This is a genomic window from Luteococcus sp. (assembly GCF_043424415.1).
Lineage (GTDB): Bacteria > Actinomycetota > Actinomycetes > Propionibacteriales > Propionibacteriaceae > Luteococcus.
Genome location: NZ_JBHWOO010000241.1, coordinates 1 through 16,945, shown reverse-complemented (window position 1 = coordinate 16,945; position 16,945 = coordinate 1). Strand labels below are relative to the sequence as shown.

The 16,945-nt window shown below is 69.1% G+C and carries 17 protein-coding genes and 2 pseudogenes; 8 read left to right on the top strand and 11 right to left on the bottom strand.

The window, feature by feature from the left end; genetic code table 11:
- Nucleotides 1-18: 18 nt before the first annotated feature.
- On the top strand, nt 19-609 hold the full coding sequence (locus ACHFFZ_RS13990) for a DNA-3-methyladenine glycosylase I (RefSeq protein ID WP_394277215.1): 591 nt from the start codon (nt 19-21) through the stop codon (nt 607-609).
- 87 nt (nt 610-696) lie between these two features.
- On the opposite strand, the gene ACHFFZ_RS13985 is transcribed toward ACHFFZ_RS13990, so the two are convergent.
- Nucleotides 697-1,701, bottom strand: a complete 1,005-nt coding sequence (locus ACHFFZ_RS13985) for a CNNM domain-containing protein (protein WP_394277214.1) — start codon at nt 1,699-1,701, stop codon at nt 697-699.
- Nucleotides 1,698-3,071 (bottom strand): hemolysin family protein, encoded by a 1,374-nt coding sequence (locus tag ACHFFZ_RS13980; RefSeq protein ID WP_394277213.1) that lies wholly within the window; start codon nt 3,069-3,071, stop codon nt 1,698-1,700. The genes ACHFFZ_RS13985 and ACHFFZ_RS13980 overlap by 4 nt, the downstream gene beginning before the upstream one ends.
- Before the next feature lie 161 nt (nt 3,072-3,232).
- Here ACHFFZ_RS13980 and ACHFFZ_RS13975 point away from each other — a divergent pair, with 161 nt between their 5' ends.
- The 4 genes from ACHFFZ_RS13975 to ACHFFZ_RS13960 all read left to right on the top strand — a co-directional run bounded on the left by ACHFFZ_RS13975 (nt 3,233) and on the right by ACHFFZ_RS13960 (nt 7,185).
- Nucleotides 3,233-3,877, top strand: coding sequence for an SDR family oxidoreductase (locus tag ACHFFZ_RS13975; protein WP_394277212.1), 645 nt, complete (start codon nt 3,233-3,235; stop codon nt 3,875-3,877).
- Nucleotides 3,878-4,003: 126 nt separating this feature from the next.
- Nucleotides 4,004-5,176, top strand: a complete 1,173-nt coding sequence (locus ACHFFZ_RS13970) for a glycosyltransferase (RefSeq protein WP_394277211.1) — start codon at nt 4,004-4,006, stop codon at nt 5,174-5,176.
- Between the two features lies 1 nt (nt 5,177).
- Nucleotides 5,178-6,236: a hypothetical protein gene (locus tag ACHFFZ_RS13965; RefSeq protein WP_394277210.1), complete on the top strand. Its 1,059-nt coding sequence runs from the start codon at nt 5,178-5,180 to the stop codon at nt 6,234-6,236.
- 10 nt (nt 6,237-6,246) lie between these two features.
- Entirely contained in the window at nt 6,247-7,185 is a 939-nt protein-coding gene (locus tag ACHFFZ_RS13960; protein ID WP_394277209.1) for a hypothetical protein, read from the top strand.
- Between the two features lie 31 nt (nt 7,186-7,216).
- Here ACHFFZ_RS13960 and ACHFFZ_RS13955 read toward each other — a convergent pair whose 3' ends face one another.
- The 4 genes from ACHFFZ_RS13955 to ACHFFZ_RS13940 form a co-directional block, all read right to left on the bottom strand.
- Nucleotides 7,217-7,891: an alpha-ketoglutarate-dependent dioxygenase AlkB family protein gene (locus tag ACHFFZ_RS13955; RefSeq protein WP_394277208.1), complete on the bottom strand. Its 675-nt coding sequence runs from the start codon at nt 7,889-7,891 to the stop codon at nt 7,217-7,219.
- 72 nt (nt 7,892-7,963) lie between these two features.
- A complete protein-coding gene (gene arsB / locus ACHFFZ_RS13950; RefSeq protein ID WP_394277207.1) occupies nt 7,964-9,034 on the bottom strand; it encodes an ACR3 family arsenite efflux transporter in 1,071 nt (356 codons plus the stop codon).
- Between the two features lie 73 nt (nt 9,035-9,107).
- A complete protein-coding gene (locus ACHFFZ_RS13945; protein ID WP_394277227.1) occupies nt 9,108-10,589 on the bottom strand; it encodes a SulP family inorganic anion transporter in 1,482 nt (493 codons plus the stop codon).
- Between the two features lie 280 nt (nt 10,590-10,869).
- On the bottom strand, nt 10,870-11,283 hold the full coding sequence (locus ACHFFZ_RS13940; protein WP_394277206.1) for a MerR family transcriptional regulator: 414 nt from the start codon (nt 11,281-11,283) through the stop codon (nt 10,870-10,872).
- Between the two features lie 99 nt (nt 11,284-11,382).
- Between ACHFFZ_RS13940 and ACHFFZ_RS13935 the strand changes: the two genes are divergently transcribed.
- The 3 genes from ACHFFZ_RS13935 to ACHFFZ_RS13925 all read left to right on the top strand — a co-directional run bounded on the left by ACHFFZ_RS13935 (nt 11,383) and on the right by ACHFFZ_RS13925 (nt 12,561).
- Nucleotides 11,383-11,715: an ArsR/SmtB family transcription factor gene (locus ACHFFZ_RS13935; protein ID WP_394277205.1), complete on the top strand. Its 333-nt coding sequence runs from the start codon at nt 11,383-11,385 to the stop codon at nt 11,713-11,715.
- Entirely contained in the window at nt 11,712-12,131 is a 420-nt protein-coding gene (locus ACHFFZ_RS13930) for a low molecular weight phosphatase family protein (RefSeq protein ID WP_394277204.1), read from the top strand. The genes ACHFFZ_RS13935 and ACHFFZ_RS13930 overlap by 4 nt, the downstream gene beginning before the upstream one ends.
- A gap of 97 nt (nt 12,132-12,228) precedes the next feature.
- Entirely contained in the window at nt 12,229-12,561 is a 333-nt protein-coding gene (locus tag ACHFFZ_RS13925) for a hypothetical protein (RefSeq protein ID WP_394277203.1), read from the top strand.
- A 6-nt stretch (nt 12,562-12,567) separates the two neighbouring features.
- On the opposite strand, the gene ACHFFZ_RS13920 is transcribed toward ACHFFZ_RS13925, so the two are convergent.
- From ACHFFZ_RS13920 to ACHFFZ_RS13900, 5 genes and pseudogenes are all read right to left on the bottom strand, one after another.
- A complete protein-coding gene (locus ACHFFZ_RS13920) occupies nt 12,568-13,359 on the bottom strand; it encodes a hypothetical protein (RefSeq protein ID WP_394277202.1) in 792 nt (263 codons plus the stop codon).
- Nucleotides 13,356-14,258 (bottom strand): ABC transporter ATP-binding protein, encoded by a 903-nt coding sequence (locus tag ACHFFZ_RS13915; protein ID WP_394277201.1) that lies wholly within the window; start codon nt 14,256-14,258, stop codon nt 13,356-13,358. Before ACHFFZ_RS13915 ends, ACHFFZ_RS13920 begins: the two co-directional genes overlap by 4 nt.
- Before the next feature lie 103 nt (nt 14,259-14,361).
- On the bottom strand, nt 14,362-15,081 hold the full coding sequence (gene pflA / locus ACHFFZ_RS13910; protein ID WP_394277226.1) for a pyruvate formate-lyase-activating protein: 720 nt from the start codon (nt 15,079-15,081) through the stop codon (nt 14,362-14,364).
- A gap of 9 nt (nt 15,082-15,090) precedes the next feature.
- Nucleotides 15,091-15,522: pseudogene (gene grcA2 / locus ACHFFZ_RS13905) on the bottom strand (autonomous glycyl radical cofactor GrcA2).
- Nucleotides 15,523-15,684: 162 nt separating this feature from the next.
- A pseudogene (locus tag ACHFFZ_RS13900) lies at nt 15,685-16,919 on the bottom strand (pyruvate formate lyase family protein); the annotation flags it as partial.
- Nucleotides 16,920-16,945: the final 26 nt, after the last annotated feature.

Below are 16,945 nucleotides of genomic sequence, written 5' to 3'. Positions count from 1 at the left end.
GCCTGTCACCATGGGGGCATGGGTGACCTGGTGACCGGTGAGGACGGCCTGGCACGTCCGGCATGGGCGGCGCACGACGAGATGCTGCGCCACTACTACGACACCGAGTGGGGCATGCCGGTGCGCGACGAGCGTGGCCTGTTCGAGCGGTTGAGCCTGGAGGCCTTCCAGTCGGGCTTGAGCTGGGCGACGATCCTGCGCAAGCGGGAGAACTTCCGGGCGGCCTTCGCCAACTTCGATCCCGACGCCGTGGCAGGTTTCGACGAGGCGGACCGGGAGCGCCTGCTGGCCGATGCCGGGATCGTGCGCAACCGCCGCAAGATCGACGCCACGATCACCAATGCCCGGGCCACCGTCGCGCTGCGTGACCATGGCGGGTTGGCGGACTTCATCTGGGGCTTCAGGCCTGTCCAGACCCCCACCCCACGGGACTTCACCGAGGTGCCCACCACCTCACCCGAGTCCCTGGCCCTGTCGAAGGCGCTGAAGAAGGCCGGTTTCGCGCACGTCGGGCCGACGACGATGTTCGCGCTGATGGAGGCCGTGGGCATCGTCGACACCCACCTGGTGGGCTCGTGGCGTCGCGGCAGCTCGGGCCTGTGGGCCTGAGGCACCTTAAAGCTCGAAGGACCCAGCGAGCCCGAGCAGCCGCTCCGGGCATCAGGCAGCCCGGGAGCGACGGACAGCGTGGGAGGGTCAGGCGGCCCGAGGGAAGAGACGCGGCAGGATGTCTGCCAAGGTCACGACGCCCGTGAATCTGCCCTCGTCGGTGACCACTGCCAGCTGGGTGCCATTCTCTCGCATCTCCTGGAAGACCAGGTGGAGCGGTTTTCGCCGGTCCACCACGTATGAGGGGCTGGCTAGTTCGACGGCCGGCCGGTCTGTCGGCTCGGCCAGTGTGTCGCGCACGTGCACGACGCCGGTCACCGTGTTCTCGTGGGTGAGCAGGACCCGCATGTGCCCTGCAGTCACGGTGGCGTCCTGCACCTCCCCCACGGTGGCTCCAGTCGGGACCTGGGTGGGCGTGGCGCGGCGCCCCTCCACCAGGGACCCGATGGTCAGGGTCCCCATGTCCAGCGCATAGGTGATGGAGGCACCGTGTCCCTCGTCAAGTGTTCCGGCATCGGTGGAGTGCTCCACCAAGGAGCGAAGCCCATCGCTGTCCTGCACGTCGTCCACCTCATCGACCGGCTCGACGCCCATTCGGCGGACGCACCAGTTGGCCATGGCGTTGAGTGTGCGCAGCAGGGGGCGGGTGATCCAGAGGAAGGCCCTCATGGGCAGCGCGAGCAATGTCGCGGACCTCTCAGGATGTGCAATGGCCCATGACTTGGGGGCCATCTCCCCCACCACGAGGTGCAGGAAGGTCACGATCACCAGCGCCAGGATGAAGGCGATCACGTCTCCCAACCGTGCAGGAACACCGAGGGAGGTCATGGGAGGGACCAGCGCGTGATGAACTGCTGGCTTCGTGATCGCGCCCAGCGCCAGGGTGCAGATGGTGATGCCCAGCTGGGATCCAGCCAGCAGCAGGGTCAATTCACTGGAGGAGCGCAAAGCGGCTCGGGCCGAAGCGGAGGTGGCTGCTGCGTCCTCGAGGCGATGTCGCTTGGTGTTGATGAGGCTGAACTCCACTGCGACGAAGAAGGCGCTGAGCGCGATGAGGGCGATGGTGACCAGTGTGACTGTGATGCCGTTCATCGGATGTCCTCTCGGACTGCTGCGGTGGAGCCGGACGCGCTCGGCTCGGTGAGGGTGAGACGAACGCGCGCGGGGACATGGCGCTCGACGTCGAGCACCTCGATGAGGAGGGTGGCCGCATCGTCTTCACCACCAGAGGAGCACAGTGACAGCTGTACCACGTCACCCTCCTCCGGGAGCGCCCCACACTGTTCGATGGCCAGGCCGCCGATGGTCTCGGCATCCGTCGTGGGCAGGTCGATTCCGAGGGCACGTTCCACCTCGTCGGTGTGGACGTCGGCCTCCATCACCCAGACGCCGTCGCCCGGGACCGGCTCGTAGCCCGGGTGATCGGGATCGTGCTCGTCGGTCAGCTCGCCGACGATCTCCTCGGCGAGGTCTTCCACGGTGATGATCCCGGTGAAGCCCCCGTACTCGTCCACCACGCACGCGAGCTGCTGGCGGGCCTCGTCGAGCTTGCCCAGGCAGTCCGGCAGGCTCATCACCTCAGGGACGACCACCGCGGGACGCACGAGTTCCCGGATCGGGGTCGCGCGGTCGCCCTGCCACGCCAGCACGTCCACCAGGTCCACGATCCCGAGGATGTCGTTGTCGGAATCGATGACGGGATAGCGGGTGTGTCCGGTGCTCATGAGCGCACACACCTCGGCCACGGTGACATGCGATTGCAGCGACGCGACCTGGGCCCGCGGGATCATGGCGTGCTCAACGTCCTCGGAGGGGAAATCCAGGATGCGGTCCAGCATGACGGACAGTTCGGGGGGCAGGTCTCCGGAAGTGCGCGAGGCCCTTACCAAGTGCTGGATGTCACGGGCAGTTGCGGCATGCTCGACGTCATGGACAGGTTCGATGTGCAACAGTCGTAGCAGGGCCTCCGCGGCCTTGTCGAAGACCGCGATCATGGGACCGAAGATCGTCAAGTAGGCCTTGGTGGATGTGGTGAGGCGTTGCGCCACCTGGTCCGGGCGCGAGATGGCGTAGTTCTTGGGGAAGAGCTCACCGAAGACCATCTGCACGAAAGTGGACACCACCATCGCGGCGACGGCGCCGACGCCCACCGATACTGCTGTGGGGATGCCCATGCCACCCAGGAGCGCAGACAATCCCCCTCCGATCATCGGCTCCGCGACATAGCCGACGAGCAGCCCGGTGACGGTGATGCCCAACTGGGCACCCGAGAGCATGAAGGAGGTGCGGCGCGTGATCTCCAAGGTCTTGGCGGCCCGTTCGTCCCCGCCGCGGGCGCGAGCGGCCAGCCGGGACCTGTCCGCGGACATGAAGGCGAATTCCTGTGCAACGAAATACCCGGTCGCAACGGTGATGACGATGACGACGAGCACTCCGACGAGGAGGGACAGGAGGGGAGGCATGGCTCCTGGGAGGGTCGGGTCGCAGGAAGGCGACGCGAAGCATTGTCTTTCAGTAAAGCGCAGGACCAGAGCGGATTCAACACCACGGAGCCCTGTGACAGGGCGCAGACGGGATCCTTGGCTGCGTGGCAGGGTTGAGACAGTCGAGGAAAGGAGAAGGGATGTCCCAGATCACGATCATCGGAGGCCACGGCAAGGTGGCCCTGCTTGCCGCTCCCCTGCTGGTGGAGGCAGGCCACACCGTGCGCGGCCTGATCCGCAATCCCGAGCAGGCCGAGGACGTGGCCGCCACCGGTGCCGAGCCGGTCGTCGCCGACGTCGAGCAGCTGGGCACCGAGGAGCTGGCCGAGCTCTTCAACGACACCGACGTGCTGGTCTGGTCGGCCGGTGCCGGCGGTGGCAGCCCCGAGCGCACCAGGGCCGTCGACCAGGACGCGGCGATCCGTTCCATGGACGCCGCCCAGCAGGCCGGGGTCGGCCACTACGTGATGGTCAGCTATTTCGGCGCGAGCAAGGACCACGGGATCAGCCCCGACAACTCCTTCTTCGCCTATGCCGAGGCCAAGGCGGCCGCCGACGAGCATCTGCGCGGCAGCGAGTTGGCCTGGACCATCCTGATGCCCAGCACCCTGACCCTCGACGAGCCGACCGGCACGATCGAGCTCGGCGCCGCCGAGGCGGGCCAGGTCAGCCGTGCCAATGTGGCCGCCGTTCTGGCCGAGACGGTGCGTCGCGGCACCGGGCTTGCCGGGCGCGAGCTGCCCTTCAATGACGGCTCCACGCCGATCGAGGACGCGCTGGCCTGACCAAGGTCGCACGGGTCCGGTCATTCCGGGCCGGGGCAACAACCCCCTAGTGTGTGTTGCCGCGGGCTGCGGTGCAGGACAATGTGTCCACCGCACCCGCGGCACACCATGCACGAAGGGGACCACATGCACGTCATCATCATCTCGACCTACCCGCCCCGACAGTGTGGGATCGCCACCTTCTCCCGCGACCTGCGCCGCGGAATGCTGGCTGCCGACCCGGCGGCGACGGTGGACCTGGTGGCCTCGCTGCAGCCCGACGCCGACCCGGACCAGCAGCGTGAGGAGGTGCTCGCCACCTTCTGGCAGGCCGAGTCGGGTGACTACCCCGCCGTCGCCGGCAAGCTCAACGAGCTCGGCCCCGATGCGGTGGTGATCGAGCACGAGTACGGCATCTACGGCGGGCCCGACGGGCAGGACGTGGTCGAACTGGCCAGCCGGCTGGAGGTGCCGTTGGCCGTCACCCTGCACACCGTGCTCAGCGAGCCGAGCCCCCACCAGCGCGAGGTGCTCGACGCGCTGCTGGACCAGGCCAGGTGGATCCTGGTCTTCTCCCCGCGGGCCCAGCAGATCCTCACCGCCGCCCGCCCCGAACTGGCGCCGCGCATCCACGTGGTGCCGCACGGGGTGCCCACCGAGCTGCTGCCCGGCGAGGGCGTCGACTCCGACGAACAGCGCCGGGTGCTGCGCGAGGAGATGGGCCTGGACACCGAGGGCCGCACCATGCTGTCCACCTTCGGCCTGCTCTCGCCCGGCAAGGGACTGGAGCTGGCGATCCGGGCGATGCCGACGATCGTCGAGCGCCATCCCGAGGTGCTCTACGTGATTGCCGGACGCACCCATCCCGAGATCGTGCGACGCCACGGGGAGGCCTACCGCGAGGAGCTGGTCGCCCTGGTGGAGGAACTGGGGATGGGCGAGCACATCGCCTTCGCCGACGGCTACCTCAACGACGAGCAGCTGCAGTCCCTGCTGGGCTGCACCCAGATCTTCGTCACCCCCTATCGCGGCCGGGAGCAGATCGTCTCGGGCGCGCTGACCTTCGCCCTGGCCGCCGGCTGCGCCGTGGTGGCCACCCGCTACCTCTATGCCGAGGACATGCTCGCCGGCGGTGCCGGTTGGCTGGTCGACTTCGACGACCCACAGGCGATCGCACGGGCCGTCAACGTGGCCCTGGATGATCCCGAGAAGCTGGCCGCCGCCCGCAGCGCGGCGCGCGCCATCGGCTCCGAGATGGCCTGGCCGACGGTCGGGCGCACCGTGCTCGACCTGCTGGGCGATCCGGACGGGCAGGCCTGAGGTGGCGCGCGACTGGGAGCACTACCTGCGCCCCGACCATGTGCTGGACCTGCAGGACTCGACCGGGATCGTGCAGCACGCCGACGGCGCGGTGCCGGCCTGGCGCACCGGCTACTGCACCGACGACGTCGCCCGCATGGTGGTGGTGGGCTGCGGCCTGCACCGTCGCAGTCCCACTCGGGACAGCCGCAGGATGGTGCTGCAGGGGCTGGCCTTCCTGCGGGCCGCCGCTGAGGACTCCGACGGCCGGGGGCTGCGCAATTTCATGGACTTCGAGCGTCGCTGGCTCGACGACCCCCACCCCGGCGACCACATCGGCCGGGCGGTGTGGGCACTGGGCGAGGTGCTGGCTGCCTTCGGCGACACGCCCGCCATGCACACCCCGGCGAGGCTCCAGTTGCAGGCGCTTCTGCCGCTGGCGGCCGCCGGGCTCTCACCCCACGAGTGCGCCTACTGGGCCCTCGGGCTGGCCCGGGCCCTGCAGGGGCAGGAGCTGCCCGAGGTGCGCGCCGCCCTGGGCCGGGTGCTGGGGCGTCTGGACGAGCACTGGGCCGCGCATTCGCGCGAGGACTGGCCGTGGCCCCTGGAACGGCTCAGCTATGACAATGCCCGCTTCCCCCAGGCGCTGCTGGCTGCCGGGCGCGTCCTGGGCCGCGAGGACCTGGTGGAGCGCGCCACCGTGGTGCTGGACTGGCTGCAGTCACACTTCTGGCAGGACGAACAGGTGCAGGCGGTGGGCAACCACTGGCTCTTCCCCGGCCAGGACTCCAGCGGCTTCACCGGCGACGAGCAGCCGATCGACGTCGCGGCGCTGTGCGAATGCCTGGCGGAGTTCGTCTCCGATGGGCAGGCCGGGCGCGCCGAGGCCGCCGTCGGCGCCTTCGACTGGTTCCTCGGCGGGAACCGTCTGGGCTTGTCGTTGTACGATTCCGTCACCGCCGGGTGCCATGACGGGCTCGGTGTCGAAGTTCTCAATGACAACCAGGGTGCCGAGTCGACCCTGGCCTTCCTGCAGGCCGCCGTGGCGCTGGAGAAGGCGGGGCTCACACCCCCGAGGTGACGGAACAGCCATGACGCATGAGCGAGACGACGAGGACCTGCTGGTCCGCAGTGCCCACAACCCCATCCTGACGGCGAGCCAGTGGCCCTACCGGGTCAATGCGGTGATGAATGCGGGCGCGGTGGTGCACGAGGGGCAGACCGTGCTGGTCTGCCGGGTGGAGGACCGGCGTGGTTTCTCCCACCTTGCGGTGGCCCGCAGCGATGACGGCACCACCGGCTGGCAGGTCGATCCCGAGCCGCTGCTCGAGGGCGGCGACGTGGGTGCCGAGTGGGGCGTCGAGGACCCGCGCGTCACCTGGGTCGACGAGCTGGACGCCTTCGTCATCACCCACACCGTCTACGGCCCGACGGGGGCGCGGGTGGCGCTGTCGCGCACCACCGACTTCCGCAGCGCCGAGCGGATGGCCGTGGTGGGATCGTCGGACGACAAGAATGCCGTGCTCTTCCCGCGCCGCATCGGTGGGCGCTTCGTGATGTTCACCCGCCCGGCCCGCGCCGACGAGAAGCCGTCGGTCTGGGCCCAGTACTCCGATGACCTGCAGACCTGGGAGCAGGGCGATCGGGTGATGGCCCCGCGCGAGGGCAACTGGTGGGACAGCCTGCGCATCGGTGCCGGCGCTCCCCCGCTGGAGACCGAGCATGGCTGGCTGATGTTCTACCACGGGGTGCGCAGGGCCGTCTCGGGTGACCTCTACCGTGCCGGGGCGGTGCTGCTGGACCTGGATGACCCGACGGTGGTGACGCACCGCTGCGAGGAGTGGCTGCTCTCGGCGCAGGAACCCTATGAGGTGACCGGCGATGTCCCAGGGGTGGTCTTCCCGTGCGGCCTGACCGTCCACGGTGACGAGCTGCGACTCTACTACGGCGCCGCCGACACCTGTCTGGGCGTGGCCCATGGGCGCCTGAGCGCGGTGGTCGACCGGCTGCTGGCCAGCCCGGCGCGCTGAGCTCCTGTCCCAGCCAACACGCCGGGTGCCCTCAGCCGTCCAGGCCGGTGACGCGCAGGGTGATGTTGATCCTGCCCGTCGCCAGCCCGCAGCCCTCGGGGGCGGTGCCGGGGTGCACCTTCGTCACGCCGTGGTAGGCCAGACGTGCCGGACCGCCGAAGACGAACAGGTCGCCGGAGTCGAGCCGCAGGTCGGTCCAGGGCCGGTTGCGGTTGGTGGTGTTGCCCAGCCGGAAGGTGCAGGAGTTCCCGATGGACAGTGAGACCACCGGCGCCAAGGAGCGTTCGTCCTTGTCCTGGTGCATCCCCATCCGGGCGGTGTCCTCGTAGAAGTTCACCAGGGCGGTGTCGGGGGTGTACTGGCCGGCGTCGGGGTCCCCGACGGCCGCGAGCGCCCGGCGGCCGAGGCGCACCATCCAGTCGGGCACGGGAAGCACCCGGTTGCCGTTCACGTCGACGGCCTCGCGGCTGTAGGCATAGGGCCGCCAGTGCCAGCCGAGGCAGACGGTGCGCACGCTCATCTGGTGGCCGCGGATGCTGGCGGCGCGGAGCGGCACCGGGCCGTCGGTCCATTCGTGGAAGCGTGCGACCAGCCAGCGTTGCTGGTGCAGGTCGAGGAAGCCGGACAGGTGGTGGGCGCCCTCGGGCAGGCCGGCCGACGCGGTGCCGGGCTGGTCCTGCGGCAAGGGGAAGAGTGCGTCGTCCACGTCAGTCATCCTGCCCGATCTGCCGGTCTTCGCGAGGCGGGCCGGGCGCTGGGTCGTCGCTGGCCAGGCAGCTCACAGGGCGTCGGCGGCGTGCGGGAATCGCCGGCGCAGCCACAGGCTGACGTAGACCAGGCCGACGAGCACCGGCACCTCGATCAGCGGTCCGACGACCCCGGCCAGGGCCTGGCCGGAGCTGACACCGAAGGTGGCGATGGCCACGGCGATGGCCAGCTCGAAGTTGTTGCCGGCGGCGGTGAAGGCCAGCGTCGTCGTGCGCTCGTAGCCCATGCCCAAGCCGCGCCCCAGCAGGTAGCTGAGCCCCCACATGAGGGCGAAGTAGGCCAGCAGCGGCAGGGCGATGCGGGCGACGTCCAGGGGGCGGGTGGTGATCTGCTCCCCTTGCAGGGCGAACAGGATGACGATGGTGAACAGCAGCCCGTAGAGCGCCCAGGGCCCGATCCTGGGAAGGAAGGAGCGCTCATAGGCCTCGCGGCCCCAGCGGCGCTCCCCCAGTCGTCGGGTGAGGTAGCCGGCCAGCAGGGGGATGCCGAGGAAGACCAGGACGCTGCGGGCGATCTGCCAGGGCGAGACCTCCAGGCCGGTCTGTTCCAGGCCCAGCCAGCCGGGCAGCACCGTGAGGTAGAACCAGCCGAGGGCGGCGAAGGCCACCACCTGGAAGATCGAGTTGATGGCCACCAGCACGGCGGCTGCCTCGCGGTCGCCGCAGGCGAGATCATTCCAGATGATGACCATGGCGATGCAGCGGGCCAGGCCGACAATGACCAGCCCGGTGCGGTACTCGGGCAGGTCGGGCAGCAGCAGCCATGCGAGGGTGAACATCAGGGCGGGCCCGACGAGCCAGTTGAGCACCAGGCTGGCGCCGAGCATTCGGTGGTCGCCGGTGACCGTGTCGAGGCGGTCATAGCGCACCTTGGCGAGCACCGGGTACATCATCACCAGCAGTCCGATGGCGATGGGCAGCGAGACGCCGTCGAGCTCGACGGCGGCCAGCGCGTCGCCCAGACCGGGCACGAGGCGTCCGAGCAGGAGCCCGGCCACCATGGCCACCCCGATCCAGACGGGCAGGAAGCGGTCCAGGGTGGAGAGCCTGGCAGCGACGGGGGTGCTCTCGGATGGGTTCATGACCGCTCCAGTCGGATTGATGGATGTCGATATGAAGCATCGCAGGGCACGCCGACACGCGTCAATCCGTGGCTCAGTCCCCCACGCCCAGACGCCCGGTCAGCTGGCCGTGGCGGGCCGCCGAGGCCTCGTTCAGGCCGATGATCTCCACGCTCTTGCCCTTGCTGGCGTACTTCGACTGGATCGCGTCGAGCGCCGCCACCGTGGAGGCATCCCAGACATGGGAGCCGGACAGGTCGATCACCACATGGGCCGGATCGCCGGCATAGTCGAACTGGTAGACCAGGTCATTGCTGGAGGCGAAGAAGAGCTCCCCGTGGACCCGGTAGACCCGCTGGTCGAGCACCCCGTCACCGTCCACGTCCCGCTCGTCCACCTTCTCCACACGCGAGAAGTGCGCCACCCGGCGGGCGAAGACGACGAAGGCGACATTGACGCCGGTGATGACGCCATAGGCGAGGTTGTTGGTTCCCACGGTGACCACGACGGTCACCAGCATGACGATCGTCTCGCTCCAGGGCATCATCCGCAGCGTGGCGGGGTGGATGCTGTGCCAGTCGAAGGTGCCCACCGAGACCATGATCATCACCGCCACCAGCGCCGCCATGGGGATCCGTGCCACCAGCGGCCCGGCACCGACGACGAGCAGCAGCAGGAAGAGGCCCGCCAGGAAGGTGGAGATCCTGGTGCGCGCCCGCGAGGCCTTCACGTTGATCATGGTCTGGCCGATCATCGCGCAGCCGCCCATGCCGCCGAACAGGCCCGTGACGATGTTGGCGATGCCCTGCCCCCAGGCCTCCCGGGACTTGTTCGAATGGGTGTCGGTCACGTCGTCGACCAGCTTGGCCGTCATCAAGGACTCGAGCAGCCCCACCAGGGCGACGGCGAAGGCGGTGGGCGCGATGAGTTCGAGGGTCTCCAGGGTGAAGGGCACAGTGGGCAGCACCAGGCTGGGCAGCGAGGTGGGCAGCTCACCCTGGTCGCCCACCGTCGGCATCGTCCAGCCGGCGACGTGGGCCAGCCCCATCACGACGGCGATCGTCACCAGCGGCGCCGGCACGGCCGTGGTGATCCGGGGCAGGCCCACCATGATGACCAGTCCGAGCGCCACCATCGGGTAGACGATCCAGGGGATGTTCGGGCCGACCAGCTGCGGGAGCTGCGCGATGAAGATCAGGATGGCCAGGGCGTTGACGAACCCAACCATGACCATGCGGGGAATGAAGCGCATCAGCTTGGCGACGCCGAGCAGCCCCATGGCCACCTGCATCAGGCCTCCGAGCAGGACGGTGGCGATCAGGTAGTCGACGCCATGTCCGCGAGAGATGGGTGCGACGACCAGCGCGATGGCGCCGGTCGCGGCCGAGATCATGGCGGGACGCCCACCCACGATGGCGATGGTGCAGGCCATGGTGAAGGAGGCGAACAGGCCCAGGCGCGGATCGACTCCGGCGATGATGGAGAAGCTGAGGGCCTCGGGGATCAGCGCCAGCGCCACCACCAGGCCGGCCATCACCTCGGTCCTGAGCCGGCGCGGGTCGCGCAGCGCGGCCATCACCGAATCGGCTCCCCCGCCGGCCTCGGGCACAAGCGGGAAGCCCTGCTCCTGGCGTCGCAGGTCGGCATCCGGGGCGGCGTGGCCCTCGCGGGCAGGGACGTGGTGGGGCACGTGACTCCGTTCAGGTTCGATGCCGCGGGAGACTCACGCGGGCAGCTGTGCGCAGGACACAATGACCCTGGGCAAGTTGCCCCAGGACAGGCCGACCCAGGGCAGATTGACACAAGCGCCCATCCTAACCTCACATGATGTGAGGTTTCGGAGGGGGGTTGCCGCCTCAGGTGGTGGCGCGACCGCCCCGTGCGCGACGAAGCCGCTGCTGCACCCGGCGGGTCGCCTCGAGCCTCAGCTCCAGCTCGCGTGCAGCCTGGTCCACCACGTCGAGGCAGTCGTCCAGGGCGGCGGGATCGACGCCCTCGTGCCCCAGCTCGAACTGCCGGCACAGGTCGACCACGGCCCCGAGCTCCTCCAGCCCGAGCCCGGCAAGCCGCAAGTGCATCACCAGACGAAGCCTCTGCACCGCCTCGGCGTCATATTCCCGGAAACCGCCCGCAGTACGTCGGGCGGGCTGGACCAGACCGAGGTCCTCGTAGTGGCGGATCGAGCGCAGGCTCAGTCCGGTCAGGGTCGAGACGTCCCCGATGCGCAGCACGCCGTCGGGGATGGGCAGGTCGGGTGGCGAGGTCAGCATCCGGGCTCCTTCACGCTGGAGGGGCATCATCCCATGGAGGGGCGCCAGGCCCCTCGCTGCACATCGAGAACCGTCAATATGGTCCTCTAGGATGCCACCATGACCGAGGCCGACCCCATCGACGAGTGCCCGCCCTCGAGCACTCCCCTGCCACCCGGGCGAGTCGACGACGTCGTGGTCATCACCAAGGCCCTGGCCGATCCGGTGCGGCTGCGCATCTTCCACCACATCGCCGCCAATTCCTGCTCCAGCGTGTGCGCCTGCCACCTGCCCGAGGTCTTCGGCGTGAGCCAGCCGACGCTCTCGCACCACCTGAAGAAGCTGGGGCAGGCCGGCCTGGTGCACCGCGAGATGCGAGGCCGCTGGGCCCACTACACCCCCCGACCCGAAGGCCTCGAGGCCTTGCGAACCTTCCTGGGAGAACTACCGTGAGCGATCGTCCGAGCGTCCTGTTCGTCTGTGTGAAGAATGGCGGCAAGAGCCAGATGGCCGCCGCCCTGGCCCGGCACCGCGCTGGCGACCGGCTCGAGGTGCACTCGGCCGGAACCATCCCAGGCACCAAGCTCAATGCCGAGTCGGTGGCCAGCCTGGCCCGGATCGGCGCCGGCGTCGAGGGCGAGCACCCCAAGCCGATCGACCCCGAGCTGCTGCGCAGCGTCGACCGGGTGGTGGTGATCGGCGGCGAGGCGACCATCGAGCCGGTCGAGGGCATGCGCGGCACCGTCGAGACCTGGCTCACCGACGAGCCCTCGCTGCGCGGGATCGAGGGCGAGGAGCGGATGGACCTGGTCCGCGACGAGCTCGATGCTCGCGTCACGGCGCTGGCCGATGAGCTCACCGGCGCCTGAGAATCCCTGCCTGGGCCGACGTGGACCAAGCCCCACGCAGCCCAACCCCCACGCAGCCCAACCCCCACGCAGCCCAACCCCCAGTACGATCCGACACATGATCCTGTGGCAGCCCGGCGTCCAGTGGCTCGACGAGCACACCTCCAGCGACCTCGTGTACACCGTGGTGGTGGCCTTCGACTCGCGCGAGAGCCGCGACGCGGTGCTGCGCGAGGCCGCCCGCGGCCGGTTGAGCGACGGCGATGCCGTCCTGCACGGTGGTGCGGCGCTGGAACCGCGCGGTGAGCGCGAGGTGCTGGCCACCAGCGGTGGCGAGGACGCCCTCGACTCCTTGGAGGGCGCCCTCAACGACACGCTGGGCGGCGCGATCGAGCGCCTGGGCATCACCGCGGTGGAGCTCCTGCAGCAGGAGCGCCGCCTGGAGCGGTGAACCCGCTCACTTCACCTCGCGGCGCAGCACCCGCACCACGCCGACGCTGAAGGGAATGACCACCCAGAACAGCATCGAGGTGGCGAACCTCGCCCACGGGTCCGTGACGGGGTCGATCGGGTCGGCCGACATCGGCGGCGTCGTGGTGCTCACCCACTCCTGGAAGCGTCGCAGCGCAGGCACGCCCATCACCAGGCCAGTCACCAGCGAGGGGACGATGAAATAGGCGGCGATGGCCGCCGGGGTCACCAGGACCAGGAAGCCGAAGGCCAGGCCCATCAGCACACCGACCACCTGTTCGATCCAGCCCGCCAGGTAGTCCCTGCCGGTCAGGTCGAAGTGCACCGGATTGCCTGCCGCACCCATCGAGGCGGCATGTGCGAGGGCAGCAACACCCCAGGCGAGGAGCAGGAAGCCGGTGGCCCAGATGATCGCGGCCAGTGTCTTGGCTGCGATGACCCGCCAGCGTCGCGGCTCCTGGGTGAAGGTGACCAGGGCGGTGCGCTGGGACCACTCATTGCAGGCGGTGATGATGCCCAGCACGGGGATCAGCATGCCCTGTGGGATCGCGGCCGTCTGCACCAGCGTGGTGAAGCCGGCTCCGTCGTGCCGGGAGAACCACAGCACGCCTGCCAGGGCGCCCAGGCTGAGCACGGCGATGGCCACCAGCAGGCCGCGGCCGGCGCGGGTGTCGACCTGCTTGCGCAGCTCGACGTGCAGCAGGCGCCCGAAGGACAGGCCACGTCCGGTGGGGCGCTCGGTCACGGGTGCAGCGTGGGTGGCGGTGATGGTGCTCATCGGATCTCCTGGCGGGCGGTGTCCTGGGTGAGGGAGAGGAAGAGTTCCTCGAGGTTGGTCTGGTCGCGTTCGCGCAGCAGCACCAGCGGGATGCGACGCTCAATGGCCAGCTGGCCCATGGCGGCGGGCAGCAGGTCGACGTTGAAGGTGCCGTCGGGGCGCTGGTCGATCCGCCCTCCGCTGCTGCGCACGGCATCCACCAGGTCCTGACGGGTGGTGGAGTCGACCACCGAGCCGGGTTCCTTGGCGGCGAGCATCTCCTGCAGCGAGCCCTGGGCGACGATGCGTCCGTGGCCGATCATCACCAGGTCGTGCGCGATCATCTGCACCTCGCCCAGCAGGTGGGAGCTGAGCAGCACCGTGCCGCCGCGCGAGGAGTAGTCGGCCAGCAGCTCGCGCATCCAGTGGATGCCGGCGGGGTCCAGCCCGTTGGCCGGCTCGTCGAGGATGAGCACCTTCGGGTCGCCCATCAGGGCACCGGCGATGCCGAGGCGCTGGCGCATGCCCAGCGAGTAGTCCTTGACCCGACGCTTGGTCTCGGTCTGGGTGAGGCCGACCATCTCGGCCATCTCGGTCACCCGGTCCTTGGAGACGCCGGCAATCAGGCCCGCCAGCCGCAGCACCTCCGCGCCGGTGCGTCCGGGATGCTGGGCGGCGGCATCCAGCATGACCCCGACGTGCTGGATGGGGTTGGGCAGCTCGGCATAGGCGACGCCCAGCACGGTGGCCCGGCCCGAGGTGGGCGGGGTGAGCCCGCACACCATGCGCAGCAGGGTGGACTTCCCGGCGCCATTGGGGCCGAGGAAGCCGGTCACGCGGCCGGGCAGTGCCGTGAAGGACACGTCGTCCACTGCGGTGAAACCGCCGTAGCGCTTGGTCAGGTGGTCGATCTCGATCATGGCTCCAGCCCATCACGGCAAGGGTTCGCGCCATGTCAGCCAGATGGTTGACCTTCGGCGTCAGAGGGAGGACATTTCGACCTCCCGCCGCACAGGGTCGGGGTCAGTAGACGGTCACGCCCACATCGCGGAACTGGCCCCGCACCCGCTCCAGCAACTCCGCCGAGGGCGGGGAGGCGTCGGCCAGCGGGTAGTCGATGCCCAGGGAGTCGTACTTGTCGCGGCCCATCTGGTGGAAGGGCAGCACCTCCACGCGCGAGACATTGCCCAGGGTGGCGACGAAGTCCGCGACGGCCTGCACATTGGCCACCTCGTCGGTCAGCCCCGGCACCAGCACATAGCGCACCCAGGTCTCGATTCCCCGCTCGGCCAGACGGCGGGCGAAGCGCAGGGTCGGTTCCAGCTCCTGCCCGGTCACCCGACGATAGGTCTCCGGATCGCCGGACTTGATGTCGAGCAGCACCAGGCCGAGGTCGTCGAGCATCTGGTCAGTGACATCGGCGCCCAGGAAGCCGCAGGTGTCGATGCAGGTGGGGATGCCCATCTCGTGGGCGGCGTTCAGCAGGTTGCCGACATAGCGGGCCTGCATCATCGGATCACCGCCGCTGATGGTGATGCCGCCACCGGTGGCGCGGAAGATGCCGCGGTAGCGCGAGATCCTCGCCACCATCTCGTCGAGCATCACCGGGGTGCCCTTGGCGGTGAACCAGGTGTCGGGATTGTGGCAGTACTGGCAGCGCAGCTCGCAGCCGGCCATGAAGACGGTCATCCGGGTGCTGGGGCCGGGACGGGCCCGGTGGCGGGGTGGGTGTTGTTGCCCGATGCCAAGGCGTCAGGAGTTCTGGTGGAAGGTGCGGCTGATCACGTCGCGCTGCTGGTCCTTGGTGAGCTTGACGAAGTTCACGGCATAGCCCGAGACGCGCACGGTCAGGTTCGGGTAGTTGTCCGGGTTCTCCATCGCGTCCTCGAGGGTCTCGCGGTTCAGCACGTTGATGTTGGTGTGGTAGAGCCCCGGCCGGGTGCCGCGCTTGGCACGGTTGGCGTTCATGTCGGCCAGGCGCTCGTCGAAGGTCTTGGTGCTCATGGTGTGTGCCTTTCGGTGGGTGGTGGGTCAGAGTGCGGGTTCGAAGCCGGCGTCGAGGATGCCGACCAGGTTGGTCACCTGCTCGTCCTTGGTGCGGCCCAGGCCCGAGGGGGTGATGGTGTTGGTGAGGCTGATACCGTCCAGGGCGTCCTCGTAGTCGAGCTTGCCGACGCTCAGCATGCTGGCGACCATGCCGTGGTTGTCGGCCCCGTTCTCCGGGTTGGCGCCCGGGGCGAAGGGGGTGTCCTTGGTGTGGCCGCTGGGGAAGGAGCCGGTGTTCTTGCCGTGGACCACGTTCGAGGTGATGGTCAGCACGCTCTGGGTGGGGATGGCGTCGCGGTACATCTCGATCTGCTTGATCTTGTCCATCACGGTGTGCACCACGACGGCGGCGATCTCGTCGGCGCGGTCGTCGTCATTGCCGTAGACGGGGAAGTCACCCTCGGTGATGTAGTCGACCACCAGGCCGGTCTCGTCGCGCACCGGGGTCACGGTGGCGTACTTGATGGCGCTCAGCGAGTCGGCGACGATACTCAGCCCGGCGATGCCGCAGCCCATGGTGCGCACGATCTCGGAGTCGTGCAGCGCCATCTCGATCGACTCGTAGGCGTAGCGGTCGTGGCAGTAGTGGATGATGTTGAGCGCCTCGACGTAGGTGCCGACCACCCAGTCCAGCATCTGCTCGTAACGGGCCCAGACGTCGTCGAAGTCGAGCGGGCCGTCGCCGGTGACCGGTTCGAAGCCCTCGACGACCTGCGTGCCGGTCATCTCGTCGCGTCCGCCGTTGATGGCATACAGCAGGCTCTTGGCGGCGTTGACGCGGGCGCCGAAGAACTGCATCTGCTTGCCGACCTTCATCGGTGAGACGCAGCAGGCGATGGCTGCGTCGTCGCCCCAGTGCTGGCGGATCTGGCGGTCGGCCTCGTACTGCACCGAGGAGGTCTCGATGCTGATCGCCGCGCACAGGTCCTTGTAGCCCTGCGGCAGCGCCGGGTCCCAGAAGATCGTGATGTTCGGCTCCAGGGCGGGGCCGAGGTTGCGCAGGGTCTGCAGCAGGCGGAAGGAGGTCTTGGTCACCAGGGTGCGGCCGTCCTCATCCAGGCCGGCATCGCTCCAGGTGGCCCAGTAGGGGTCGCCGGAGAAGATCTGGTCGTAGTCGATGGTGCGCAGGAAGCGCACGATGCACAGCTTCAACACCAGGCGTCGACGATCTCCTGGGCGCCCTCCTCCGTGAGCGTCCCGGCGGCCAGGTCGCGCTCGAAGTAGATGTCGAAGAAGGCCGACAGGCGGCCGAAGCTCATCGCGGCGCCGTCCTGGCTCTTGATGCTGGCCAGGTAGCCGAAGAAGGTCCACTGCACGGCCTCCTGCGCGGTGCGGCCGGAACGCGAGATGTCGAAGCCGTAGCTGGCGGCCATCGTCTTGAGCTTCTTCAGCGCCTTGATCTGCTCGGAGTGCTCCTCGCGGAAGCGGGCCCAGTGCTCGTCGAAGGGCTTGTCCGCGACGGAGTCCTTGGCCTGGTTCTTCTCGGCGATCAGGGCGTCGACACCGTAGAGGGCGACGCGGCGGTAGTCGCCGATGATGCGGCCGCGGCCGAAGGCGTCGG

Bases quoted from the DNA above. Each gene is read 5' to 3' on its own strand.
- ACHFFZ_RS13945 (WP_394277227.1), bottom strand. From the start codon at position 10,589: ATGGCCGCGCTGCGCGACCCGCGCCGGCTCAGGACCGAGGTGATGGCC.
- ACHFFZ_RS13985 (WP_394277214.1), bottom strand. From the start codon at position 1,701: ATGAACGGCATCACAGTCACACTGGTCACCATCGCCCTCATCGCGCTC.
- ACHFFZ_RS13975 (WP_394277212.1), top strand. From the start codon at position 3,233: ATGTCCCAGATCACGATCATCGGAGGCCACGGCAAGGTGGCCCTGCTT.
- ACHFFZ_RS13970 (WP_394277211.1), top strand. From the start codon at position 4,004: ATGCACGTCATCATCATCTCGACCTACCCGCCCCGACAGTGTGGGATC.
- ACHFFZ_RS13940 (WP_394277206.1), bottom strand. From the start codon at position 11,283: ATGCTGACCTCGCCACCCGACCTGCCCATCCCCGACGGCGTGCTGCGC.
- ACHFFZ_RS13990 (WP_394277215.1), top strand. From the start codon at position 19: ATGGGTGACCTGGTGACCGGTGAGGACGGCCTGGCACGTCCGGCATGG.
- ACHFFZ_RS13960 (WP_394277209.1), top strand. From the start codon at position 6,247: ATGACGCATGAGCGAGACGACGAGGACCTGCTGGTCCGCAGTGCCCAC.
- ACHFFZ_RS13980 (WP_394277213.1), bottom strand. From the start codon at position 3,071: ATGCCTCCCCTCCTGTCCCTCCTCGTCGGAGTGCTCGTCGTCATCGTC.
- ACHFFZ_RS13915 (WP_394277201.1), bottom strand. From the start codon at position 14,258: ATGATCGAGATCGACCACCTGACCAAGCGCTACGGCGGTTTCACCGCA.
- ACHFFZ_RS13925 (WP_394277203.1), top strand. From the start codon at position 12,229: ATGATCCTGTGGCAGCCCGGCGTCCAGTGGCTCGACGAGCACACCTCC.
- ACHFFZ_RS13935 (WP_394277205.1), top strand. From the start codon at position 11,383: ATGACCGAGGCCGACCCCATCGACGAGTGCCCGCCCTCGAGCACTCCC.
- ACHFFZ_RS13920 (WP_394277202.1), bottom strand. From the start codon at position 13,359: ATGAGCACCATCACCGCCACCCACGCTGCACCCGTGACCGAGCGCCCC.
- arsB (WP_394277207.1), bottom strand. From the start codon at position 9,034: ATGAACCCATCCGAGAGCACCCCCGTCGCTGCCAGGCTCTCCACCCTG.